General features: G+C 33.1%; 9 protein-coding genes. 5 read left to right on the top strand and 4 right to left on the bottom strand.

Annotated features, from left to right (window positions below; genetic code table 11):
* Positions 1–45 precede the first annotated feature (45 nt).
* The 5 genes from AABM59_RS09350 to AABM59_RS09370 all read left to right on the top strand — a co-directional run bounded on the left by AABM59_RS09350 (position 46) and on the right by AABM59_RS09370 (position 6,586).
* The gene (locus AABM59_RS09350) at positions 46–1,980 is read left to right on the top strand and encodes an efflux RND transporter permease subunit (RefSeq protein ID WP_338408703.1); all 1,935 of its coding nucleotides are present in this window, start codon (positions 46–48) and stop codon (positions 1,978–1,980) included.
* Complete coding sequence (locus tag AABM59_RS09355) at positions 1,970–3,220, top strand: TolC family protein (RefSeq protein WP_338408704.1); 1,251 nt, start codon at positions 1,970–1,972, stop codon at positions 3,218–3,220. Before AABM59_RS09350 ends, AABM59_RS09355 begins: the two co-directional genes overlap by 11 nt.
* Before the next feature lie 2 nt (positions 3,221–3,222).
* Positions 3,223–4,473 carry an efflux RND transporter periplasmic adaptor subunit gene (locus AABM59_RS09360; RefSeq protein WP_338408705.1) on the top strand — a complete coding sequence of 417 codons (1,251 nt, stop codon included), beginning with the start codon at positions 3,223–3,225 and terminating at the stop codon, positions 4,471–4,473.
* Between the two features lie 2 nt (positions 4,474–4,475).
* On the top strand, positions 4,476–5,678 hold the full coding sequence (locus tag AABM59_RS09365; protein ID WP_338408706.1) for an efflux RND transporter periplasmic adaptor subunit: 1,203 nt from the start codon (positions 4,476–4,478) through the stop codon (positions 5,676–5,678).
* Between the two features lie 197 nt (positions 5,679–5,875).
* Complete coding sequence (locus AABM59_RS09370; protein WP_338408707.1) at positions 5,876–6,586, top strand: hypothetical protein; 711 nt, start codon at positions 5,876–5,878, stop codon at positions 6,584–6,586.
* A gap of 423 nt (positions 6,587–7,009) precedes the next feature.
* On the opposite strand, the gene AABM59_RS09375 is transcribed toward AABM59_RS09370, so the two are convergent.
* From AABM59_RS09375 to AABM59_RS09390, 4 genes are all read right to left on the bottom strand, one after another.
* Positions 7,010–8,650 (bottom strand): AMP-binding protein, encoded by a 1,641-nt coding sequence (locus tag AABM59_RS09375; RefSeq protein ID WP_338408708.1) that lies wholly within the window; start codon positions 8,648–8,650, stop codon positions 7,010–7,012.
* A 214-nt stretch (positions 8,651–8,864) separates the two neighbouring features.
* Complete coding sequence (gene madM / locus AABM59_RS09380; protein WP_338408709.1) at positions 8,865–9,611, bottom strand: malonate transporter subunit MadM; 747 nt, start codon at positions 9,609–9,611, stop codon at positions 8,865–8,867.
* Positions 9,598–9,996: a malonate transporter subunit MadL gene (gene madL, locus AABM59_RS09385; RefSeq protein WP_338408710.1), complete on the bottom strand. Its 399-nt coding sequence runs from the start codon at positions 9,994–9,996 to the stop codon at positions 9,598–9,600. Before madL ends, madM begins: the two co-directional genes overlap by 14 nt.
* A gap of 6 nt (positions 9,997–10,002) precedes the next feature.
* Positions 10,003–11,493, bottom strand: a complete 1,491-nt coding sequence (locus AABM59_RS09390) for an acyl-CoA synthetase (protein ID WP_338408711.1) — start codon at positions 11,491–11,493, stop codon at positions 10,003–10,005.
* Positions 11,494–11,537 lie beyond the last annotated feature (44 nt).

An 11,537-nucleotide genomic window follows, 5' to 3' on the forward strand; every position in this document is an offset into this window, starting at 1 on the left:
ACATTGTGGAGGCTGCAGTGCGTTTCTACCAAAAAATTAAATAAAATGATAAATTTACTTAAAAACATATTCAAAAAAGAGTCGGATCCGCTTTCTTCTGAAGAACGCCTCAAAATAATTGAAGAATCCTCAAAGGTAGTAGGGCCAGGCGTTTTTTATTCGACCATAATTGTAATTGCCTCTTTTTTACCCGTTTTTCTTCTCACAGGAATGGAGGGCAAATTGTTTAGCCCATTGGCTTGGACAAAATCGTTTATTTTGATTGTTGATGCTTTTTTAGCAATAACACTCACGCCAGTTTTAATTAGTTTTTTACTAAAAGGGAGACTTCGCCCAGAAAATAAAAATCCAATTAATCGAAAGTTAGAAAGTATTTATACTCCAATTCTAATTTTTTGTTTAAAATGGAGAAAAACAGTTTTAACCATTAATATCATTGCACTTTTGATAGGCGTTTCAATGTTTACAAGGCTTGGCTCTGAATTTATGCCACCGCTAGATGAAGGCTCTATCTTGTTTATGCCAGTCACTTTGCCGGATGTCTCCAATTCTGAGGTAAAACGAATTTTACAAGTTCAAGACAAATTGATAAAATCAATACCCGAAGTCGCCCACGTTTTAGGAAAAGCAGGTAGAGCAAATACAGCGACCGATAATAGTCCAATTAGTATGATTGAAACAATTATTTTGCTGAAACCTCAAGAGGAATGGAAAAAAGGCAAAACAAAAAATGATGTCATTAATGAAATAAACAATAAACTGCAAATTCCGGGGGTGACTAATGGTTTTACGCAGCCTATTATCAATCGGATTAATATGCTTTCGACAGGAATTCGAACGGATGTTGGTATTAAAATTTATGGATCCAGTTTAGACACTATCCATGTTTTATCACAAAAAATTAAAAAAGCGCTCGAAGGAACTTCTGGTGTAAAAGATTTGTATGCAGAACCAATTACTGGCGGAAAATATATCGATATTGTTCCAAAACGGGAAGTAATAGGAAGATATGGCCTATCAATTGATGATATAAATAACGTAGTTGAAGCTTCTATCGGTGGAATGAAACTCACTACAACCATCGAAGGAAGACAGCGCTTTTCAGTCAATGCTCGATATGCACAAGAGTATAGAAATAGTATTGAATCCTTAAAAAAACTGCAAGTACAAACGATGCAATTTGGACCAATTCCTTTAGAAACTGTTGCCGATGTAAAAATTAGCGATGGTCCTCCTATGATAAATAGCGAAAACGCAATGATTCGTGGTAGTGTTTTGTTTAATGTTAGAGATCGTGATTTAGGAAGCACTGTTAAAGAAGCGCAAGAAAAATTAAATGCAATGATGACAAAAATGCCAAAAGGATATTATGTAGAATGGAGCGGACAATGGGAAAACCAAATCCGAGCTAACAAGACATTAAGTTTAATTTTGCCAATCGTTGTCCTTATCATTTTTCTCATTTTGTACTTCACTTACAATTCAATGAAAGAAGCTTTGATCACGATGATAACCGTTCCATTTGCTTTAATCGGAGGGATTTTTATGGTTTATTTTTATGGAATTAACTTGTCAGTGGCTGTAGCTGTTGGATTTATTGCTTTATTTGGCTTGGCGATCGAAACAGCAATGTTAATGACTATTTATTTGAATGAGGCAATGAATAAAATGGTAGCCAAACACGGAAACAGTTCCGCAACAATTACCGAAGCCGTTTTGAGAGACTATATTATTGAAGGTTCAGCCAAAAGATTACGCCCAAAACTAATGACGGTTTCGGTTTCATTATTTGGATTGATCCCTATTCTTTGGGCAACGGGAACAGGCGCAGACATTATGCTACCCATCACAGTTCCACTCATTGGCGGTACAATTACCTCCATAATTTATGTGTTATTAGTAACTCCTGTAGTTTTCGAAATGGTTAAACTCCGAGAATTAAAAACAAAAGGAAAAATTGAAATTATAGATGCTAAATAATAAATTTTATATCGTTTTAAGTTGTTTGATTTTAAGCTTTAACGCTAAAGCCCAAACACTTTCGTTGGATGAAATTTTGAGTAATATCAAAGAAAATAATCCACAATTAAAAATGTATGATGCCGATATTCAAAGTATGGATGCAGTAGCAAAAGGAGCAAAAAGTTGGATGCCACCACAAGTGAGCACAGGTTTTTTTATGTCACCTTACAATACTAAATTATGGAAAGCTGATGAAATGGGCTCTGGTATGGGAAATTATATGATTGGTGTTCAACAAATGATCCCCAATTCTTCAAAGCTAAAATCCGACTTTAATCTAATGAATGCAATGTCTTCGGTCGAAAAAGAAAACAAAAACTATACGATAAATCAATTAAAAGCTTTGGCAAAAACAAATTATTATCAATGGTTGGTATTAAATAAAAAGATAAAAATTGCCGATGATAATTTGTTGCTTTTAGACTATATGATTAAAAGTATGGAAATTCGCTATCAGTATAATATGGATAAATTGCCCATGTATTATAAGGCAAAATCTCAATACAGCGCATTAGAAAGTATGATTGCAATGTTGGAAAATGACATTTTTCAAAAACGAATTATGCTCAATACCTTAATGGCAAGAGAAAAAAATACCGCATTTGAAGTGAATGAAATCTATGAATTAAAGGATTTTAACTCAATAGTTTTAGACACTATTTTGCTTTCAAAAAACCGAAGCGACGTGAAAGCCATTGAAAAAACAATGGAAATTAACCAATTAAAAATTGAAACCGAAAAAACAAAATTTCTACCAGAGTTTGGTGTTAAGTATGACCATATGTTTGGATTTGGTCAGCAGCCACAGCAATTTTCCTTAATGGGAATGGTCAATATTCCAATGCCGTGGTCAACTAAAATGAATAAAGCCAATATCGAAAGTTTTAAAATTAAAAACGAAAGCCTAAACTGGCAAAAACAGATGATTTTAAATGAAGCAAGCGGAATTATTTCGGGAATGAATACAGAGCTAACCAATCTTAAAAAACAATACGAAATTATTCAAAAAAGTATCATTCCGTCTTTGAAACGAAATTATGATACCGCAATTTTAGCTTGGCAAAACAACACCGGCGATTTATTTGCCGCTCTCGATGCTTGGGAAGCCCTGAACATGTCTCAAATTGATTTGCTCGATAAACTGCAACGTATTTTAGTTACACAAGTAGAAATAGAAAAACAACTCGAAACCAATTAATTATGAACAAATACACAAAATATGTTTTGGCTGCAATTGTAATTTCCGCTATTGGATTTGTAATTTATTTTTTTGGATTAAAGGCTAATAATCATTCGGTAATGACACAGCAAACCGAAGTTTATATTTGTCCAATGCCAGAAGATTCAGTATTTAGCGATAAGCCAGGTAGCTGTCAAAAATGCGGAATGACATTGGAAAAAAAAGTTATGGAAAGTACTAATATCGAAGACAATTCTATAGACAATCTTTTGAAACCAACCGATAAATTTATCGTAGGAAATTATCAAACCACAGTGGCAAAAGACACCGTTATTTACAGCGAAATAAATTTACCAGGCGTTGTGGAGTACGATCCAAATTCCTCGGTAAATATTGCTGCTCGAATAAGTGGAAGAATTGAACGAATGTATGTTAATTATAAGTTTCAAAAAATATCCAAAGGACAAAAAATGTTTGACTTGTACAGTCCAGAATTGCTTACTGAACAACAAAATTTTATCTATTTAATATCCAATGATACAAACAATAGTTCCATAATTAAAGCTTCTAAACAAAAATTATTGCTTTACGGAATGACTGAAAATCAAATAAATTTATTATTTTCAACCCAAAGAGCTAATCCAATAATTTCAATTTATAGCCCTGCCTCAGGAATTATTCAAGGAACAGAAAATAGGCCTATTTCTATAAATGGGTCGATGACAAATACCTATTTAACAACAGAAAATTTATCAGTTAAAGAGGGGGATTATATAAAAAAAAATGAACCCGTCTTCAAATTATTAAACACAGAAAAAGTATGGTGCATTTTTAATGTAAGTCAAGCTTATAGCAGTGTAACAACAATCAATCAATCTATTAACATTACCACTGAAGTAGATAAAAACAAAACTTTACATGCAAAAATAAATTTTGTTGAAACCCAATTAAATTCTGTGGATAAATCCAATAGAATTCGAGTTTATTTGAATAATTCTCAATTGAAACTACCTATTGGTTTGCGATTAGAAGGAGTTCTAAAAACAAGTCCCACAAAAGGAATTTGGATACAAAAAGAGTCTATGGTTAGCATTGGGACTAAGAAAATAATTTTCCTGAAATTGGAAAATGGTTTCAAAGCATCCGCCATAAAAACAGGAGTCGAACTTGGTAATTTTGTTCAAGTTATTGGGGGTATTTCTGTAGAAGATTCGATTGCCAAAAACGCACATTATTTAATTGACAGCGAAAGCTTCATTAAAACCGAATAATTATGAAAAAGATATTTTTATCACTGATAGTCCTAGTTTTTTTAGCCTGCAATACTAAAAAAAGTGAAGATAAAAACGGGCATAAAATCAAAGAAACTACCTTTTATACTTGCTCTATGGATCCGCAAGTTAAGGAAGACAAGCCAGGAAAATGTCCCATTTGCCATATGGATTTAACACCAATTAAACACAGCGACAATAATGCTGGTGAAATCAGTTTAAGCGACCAGCAAATACGATTAGGCAATATTACCACCCAAACTATTGGGGTAACTCAAAGCGGTTTATTACAAAATTACACTGGAATTTTAACTATTAATCAAGAGGGAGTAAAGACCGTTTCGGCAAGAACTATGGGTCGAATAGAAAAATTGTATTTCAAAAATATTGGTGATTATGTTAAGAAAAATGAAGCCGTTTACGAATTGTATAGCGAAGATATAGCCATAGCAAAACAGGATTATTTCACTGCATACAAGCAACTTGCAATGCCAGGAGATTTTGGAAAAAATGCTCAAAATATGGCACAAGCAGCAAAACAAAAATTGGTTTTTTATGGGTTGTCAAATGCTCAAATCGAAAGTATAAAAACAACTGCGGTAATTTCACCTTACACTACTTTTTACAGTACTAATAGCGGAACTATTTCTGAAATTATGGCCACCGAAGGAAGTTATACTATGGAAGGTTCCGGAATCATTAAGCTAGTAAATTTAGATAATCTTTGGCTCGAAACTCAAGTTAATGTAAACTATGTAAAAAGTCTAAAAATAGGACAAAATGCAAAAATAACATTTACCGATTTCCCCAATAAAACTATCAACTCTAAGGTTTCTTTCATCAATCCCGAAATAAATTCAGACACTCGTTTGCTTTTAATCCGAATGGAAATACCAAATCCTAATTTGAAATTAAAACCAGGAATGCAAGCCATTGCCCAATTATCTCAACCCAAACAAAAAGGATTTTTTATTCCGTTAGATGCTGTAATTCGAGAAGAAAACTACGCTTATATTTGGGTAGAAAAAAGCCAGGGAGTTTTTGAAAACAAGATGGTAGAAACCGGCATAGAAACTAACGGAATGATTGAAATTAAATCAGCAATGGATCCTACAAAAAAAGTAGTGATTACAGGAGCTTATGCCATAAATAGCGAATATATTTTCCGCAAAGGAAGCGATCCAATGGAAGGAATGAAGATGTAACTTTTAAAATTAAAAATACACATTCCGATATTGATTAGTAATAGTTTAAGTTGATAAAGTTGAAATTATGGAGATGAATATAATAATATTATATATTCTGAATTACATAATTTATTTGAAGCAATTTGCAAATTAGGAACGAATTATTTAATAATATAAAAACCAGCAAAATCGATTTAAAAATATATATAAAATTAATGATTATAGGAGCAAAAGTAAAATGGATTAGAAAATCCCATCGGTATTTAGGAATATTTATAGGGATTCAATTTTTGATGTGGACCATTAGCGGCCTGTATTTTAGTTGGACTAACATTGATGACATTCACGGAATGCAATTTCATAAAAAAGGAATTGTTTCGGAGTCGTTTTCCGGTTTAATAAGTCCCTCCCTTCATCATCCTTTGATGGACATTCAATCTATTGAATTAAGGACAATAAATCATCAGCCTTTTTATTGGATAAATGACAAGGTGCTTTACAACGCCAAAACAGGATACTTAAAAGACTGTGTCACTAAAGAAGAGGCATTGGCAATTGCAGATAGAAACGTTGTGTCAGGTTTAAAAGTAAAAGAAATACAACTTATTAAAGAAGTAGGAAAACATCATGAATATAGGGAGCATTTATTGCCTGCTTATGTTATTTCTTATCAAGAACCAGATAATTTAAAGGTTTATATATCTGCAAATGATGGTGCTTTTCAAACCACCAGACATAGAGATTGGAGATGGTTTGATTTTTTATGGATGACCCATACTATGGATTATGAGAGTAGAGATAATATGAATAATCTTGCTTTAAGGATATTTTCATTATTAGGGTTAATCACTGTATTAAGCGGTTTTTTACTTTGGTATATAACTTCGCCTACCATTAGAAAAATATGGAAGAAAATAAAAAAATAATATAAGTAAAATCATCAAAAAAACACATTCACAATAGTTTTTTATCACTACTGTGAACCGTTAAGCACGTTTGCCCAGACGACACTGATGCTTAAAAAAAGAATTGCTAAAACAGTTTAATACACCATTGATAAATTAGATGTTAGCGTTACAGAAAAGCTATTTATTTTCGATTTTAAAAATATATGAATCGGGCTGTAATGAAGGTAGCTTGAACTATTATTTAGATTATTACCTTGCTCCCGAAATAAAAGAATTCAAATCGTTCATTTTCAGCGATTATAAAATTCATACCACAGTAAGTAGCAAAAGAAAATAAAGAAATTAAACCCAAAGAAAGTGATCCAATGGAAGTAATGAAAATTTAAAAAAAGTAAATAACTTTAGAATTACAAATTATCTAAAGCATTTATTAAAATTTAATTACTCAAATAGTACCTTTTCTTTACTGTCAAACCATGATTTATAATAGTGCTGATGAATTTTTTCGACACTATTGCGTTTCACTTTCAAAGTTGGTGTTGTTAATCCGTTACCAACATTCCAATCTTCTTTCATAATGATAATTTTTTCAATCTTTTCATGCTTTTCAAAACCCGGATTTATTTGGTTAACCGTTTCAATTAATCCGGCACACAATGATTCTTTAGATTTTGCCTTCCCTAATTCTGACAAGGTAATTAAAGCAATAGGTTGAGGAATACCTGTACCCACAATACATATTTGATCAATGTCCTTGTTTGCAGCCATTTTTAGTTCCAATGGTGCTGGAGATATGTATTTTCCTTTGTCCGTTTTAAACTGGTCTTTCACTCGGCCTGTAATGGTTAAAAAACCATCATGATCATACTCGCCAACATCCCCTGTTTTAAAATATCCTTCTTCGTCAAAAACGGAAGCAGTAATTTCAGGGGCTTTGTAATAGCCTTTCATTAAACAATTATTTTTAATGCAAATTTCCCCTTCGCTAGATAATTTAATACTTACATTGACCACAGCTTTTCCTACTGTACCAACTCTATTTGCAGTGGGTTTATTAAAATGTGAAATTATACAGTCTTCAGTCATACCATATCCTTGTAGGATTGTAATACCGATAGTTTCAAACCAATGTACTAAACTTGGTGCTATTGGTGCCGCTCCCGAAACAATATATTTTGCTTCGCGTAATCCTAATTTTTGTTGTAATTTTTTCTTGATGATACCATTTACAATAGGAATTTTTAAAAGTGTACTCAATTTTTTTTGCGGAAGATTTTCTAATATTTTTTCTTGAAATTTACTCCATATTCTTGGAACTGCAAAAATAAAATTGGGTTGTGTTTTTTCTAAATCTGACGCAAAACTCTCTAAAGATTCCGGAAAAGAAACGGTTGCCCCAATTACAAAACTTAAATTTTCTAAAACACGTTCTGCTACATGAGCGATAGGTAAGAAAGAAAATAATTTAGAATTATCCTCAATTGGTAAGCCCGCATAAAGAGATTTAACACTTACCATAAAATTATTTACTGTATGCATTACACCTTTTGGTTCTCCAGTTGTACCAGATGTGTAAATTATTGTATACAAATCCTCTGGTTTTTGAATATAAACCGTTGTGATTTCTTGCCCTTTTGAAACAATATCTTCCCAAAGTGGTTCTTTATAATCACCATAAAGCCCTACACAAATTTTTGGTATATCTGGAATGCCAGATTGCTGAGATTCATAATTATCGAGTTTCCCTATAATAATAGCCTTACTTTCACTATGAACCAGAATTTGATTGATTGAAGCGGCATTAAGGGTTGGATAAATTGGTATCGAAATGTGGCCAGACATCATAATAGCCAAATCAGCCATGTGCCAATGTGGACAGTTTTTAGAAATTAACGCAATAGGGCTCTTTTCGGGTAAATTAAAGTTTTTTATTGCATTGGCAATCTTACGAGATTCTTTTCCTACTTGAGCAAAAGTATAGTTAGTTAGGATGCCATTAATAGGCTGTTTTAAAAAAATTGCATTTGGTATTTTCCTTTCCCAATATTGAAAAGCTTCTAAAGGCGAATTAAAGTTTTGCATACCGATTTATTTAATTTTTTAATAGGGAATTTCAATTCCGTTAGACTGATTAGTTGTTAGAAGGTAAATATAGTAATTTTTGGTTATTGAAAAAAAAATATTCTAGTGAGTAGTTACAATACTTATAATAGGTTAAATTTGAGTAGTATAGAATACGAACTTTAATATTCCATAAATCTAAACGCTTTAAAAGTTGAAAAGCTATTTTAAATTTTTAAAAATGAAAAAACTTTATAATAATAAAAAACACTGATGGACACAATAAGCAACTAAGTCCTGTATAAAAAGTAGCGGTTAGTGCACCATAAGGTACTAGTTTTTCATCCGTGGCCGCAAGACCCGCTACCACGCCACTAGTTGTTCCAATTAAACCTCCAAATACTACTGCGGAATGAGGATTGTCTAATTTTATTTTTTTTGCGATCAATGGTGTAATTATCGTAGTGAAAATTGTTTTTATAACACCTGTTGCTACGCTTATAGCAATCACCTCTGAACTAGCCCCTATGGCAGAACCAGTTACTGGGCCCACAATATAGGTACAGGTACCGGCGCCAATAGTCGTAAGACTTACAGCATCAGAATAGCCCAAACTTAGGGCAATCAAAACACCTAGAAAAAAGGAGAGACTAACCCCTATAAATAAAGAAATAATTCCGGCAAGTCCCGCTTGTTTAATTTTCGAAAGATCTGCACTCATAGCAGTTGCTACAATAGCAAAATCACGTAGCATAGATCCTCCTAGTAAAGCCAAACCTGCAAATATTGGAATGTCTGCAATTCCATTCTTATCTCCAAAAAAAGCAAGTGACAAACCTATTATAATGGCAACGGCAACTCCAGGAATTTTTTTATTGGTTATATATTTCGAAATCCAAAAGGAAAACGACATAATGATACCCACAAAAAGAAAAGCGAATACTAATCCGTTTTTATCAATGATATTTTTAACTATTTCCATTTTCTGTTTTTTTAGGAAGTTCCGTTTTATTGCTTTTTCCAATTTTAGACAAAATGGGAACAAGTAACATACATACAGCAGTAACCCCAATACCTGCTACAACAGCTACTAAACCTCCAGAAATAGCGGCCTTAACATTTAGGGTAGCGGCCATAGCAACAATAATTGGAATGTACATAGCACTCCAAAACCAAATTCCTTTTTCCGTTTCTAGTGGCATCCATCCTTTTTTTCTAAGATAAATGCTTGAAGTCATTAAAAGGAACATGGCAAATCCTACGCCACCAATATCACTATTAATATTGATAAGGTTGCCTAATAGGTTCCCCATTAGTTTTCCTATCAAAAAACATGCGGATAAAAGCGCTACTCCGTAAATTTTCATATGTTGTTATTGTCCATTAGTAAACAGATCTTTGATATCTTTTTTAGTAACCTTTCCCATTACATTTCTAGGCAGATCATCTTGAATAATGTATTTTTTTGGTGTTTTATAACTGGGTAATTTTTCACTCATCCAATCTTTCAATTCTTCGATATCCAAATCATTTGTCTCTAAGATTAGGCTTGCGCCAATGATTTCTCCCCATTCTATATTCGGAATTCCGACAACGCCACAATCCTTAATTTTAGGGTGGGTGCGTAGTACTTCTTCAATTTCCAAGGCAGAGATTTTATATCCTCCAGATTTTATAATATCTACAGAATTTCTTCCTAGAATCTTATAACTACCTTCGTCTAAAACTGCAATGTCGCCAGTTTGAAACCATCCATCAAGTGTAAAAGCATCCCTAGTTTCTATTGGTTTATTCCAGTATTCTTTAAAAACATTGGCTCCTTTTATTTGAATTTCACCAGGAAGCCCTATTTCGGTAATTGTTTCATTGTTTTCATCGGCTAACCGTATTTCAACTCCGGGTAAAGCGAGTCCTATATGTCCTGGTTTTCGTTGGCCATTATATGGATTGCTAATAGCCATACCTATTTCGGTCATTCCATATCGTTCTAATAATGTATGATCACTAATTTCTTTCCATTGTTCCAGAACACTAACAGGTAAGGCTGCAGAGCCAGATACCATTAGCCTAAATTTGTTAAGATGCATTGAAATCAATTCCTGTTCAGGCCCTGTGAGTGTATTATAATAGGATATCAATTTGAAATAAATGGTGGGAACTGCCATAAAAACATTCACTTCATCTTTACATAACAAATCAAAAACCGCTTTTTGGCTGAATTTAGGAAGGAATTCACAACAAGCACCACTCCATAACGCACAACTTAACATATTAATGATGCCATGAACATGGTGTAGTGGAAGTACGTTGAGTACGTGATCATTTTTATTCCATTCCCAAGACGTCGTGAGCGCCGTTATTTGGGACTCAATATTTTTATGGGTTGTAACCACTCCTTTAGGAGCTCCAGTTGTGCCGCTTGTATAAAGAATTAGGGCATTTCGCTCCATATCAATATTTGGTAAGTCCCCTTTTTTATTGCCAATTTCTGTCGATGGGATGAAAAGGATTTCATTACTATTAAAAAGTGGAGATAACAGGTCTTCAAATCCTTCTGAAAAAATAACCGTAGAAGCCTTAGTGTCTTCAAGGATGTATTCAATAGATGGTAAAGGGTGTTTTTCACAAAGTGGAACAGCAATTCCACCAGCTCTCCAAATTCCCCATTGAATTGATGCGTATTGAAAACTAGCAGGAACAAGAAAAGCAATTCGTGCTCCGTTCAAATCTTTTTTGCCATTTAATAAGTTGATGGCGACATTTTCAGATCTCTCTAATAGTTGGTTATAGGTGTAATTCTGATTATTACTTTTGACAGCTGTTCTTCCTATAAATGAAGATGCTCTTTCTATTAATTGTATCATTAACTTTTTAGCTGTTTTAAATTTTGGTAAGTTGATTTGTCAAG

The organism is uncultured Flavobacterium sp. (assembly GCF_963925185.1).
In the GTDB taxonomy this organism is placed as follows: domain Bacteria; phylum Bacteroidota; class Bacteroidia; order Flavobacteriales; family Flavobacteriaceae; genus Flavobacterium.

Coding starts and splice junctions, on each gene's coding strand:
- madM (WP_338408709.1), bottom strand. CDS start 9,611: ATGGAAATAGTTAAAAATATCATTGATAAAAACGGATTAGTATTCGCT.
- AABM59_RS09355 (WP_338408704.1), top strand. CDS start 1,970: ATGCTAAATAATAAATTTTATATCGTTTTAAGTTGTTTGATTTTAAGC.
- AABM59_RS09390 (WP_338408711.1), bottom strand. CDS start 11,493: ATGATACAATTAATAGAAAGAGCATCTTCATTTATAGGAAGAACAGCT.
- AABM59_RS09370 (WP_338408707.1), top strand. CDS start 5,876: ATGATTATAGGAGCAAAAGTAAAATGGATTAGAAAATCCCATCGGTAT.
- AABM59_RS09350 (WP_338408703.1), top strand. CDS start 46: ATGATAAATTTACTTAAAAACATATTCAAAAAAGAGTCGGATCCGCTT.
- AABM59_RS09360 (WP_338408705.1), top strand. CDS start 3,223: ATGAACAAATACACAAAATATGTTTTGGCTGCAATTGTAATTTCCGCT.
- AABM59_RS09375 (WP_338408708.1), bottom strand. CDS start 8,650: ATGCAAAACTTTAATTCGCCTTTAGAAGCTTTTCAATATTGGGAAAGG.
- AABM59_RS09365 (WP_338408706.1), top strand. CDS start 4,476: ATGAAAAAGATATTTTTATCACTGATAGTCCTAGTTTTTTTAGCCTGC.
- madL (WP_338408710.1), bottom strand. CDS start 9,996: ATGAAAATTTACGGAGTAGCGCTTTTATCCGCATGTTTTTTGATAGGA.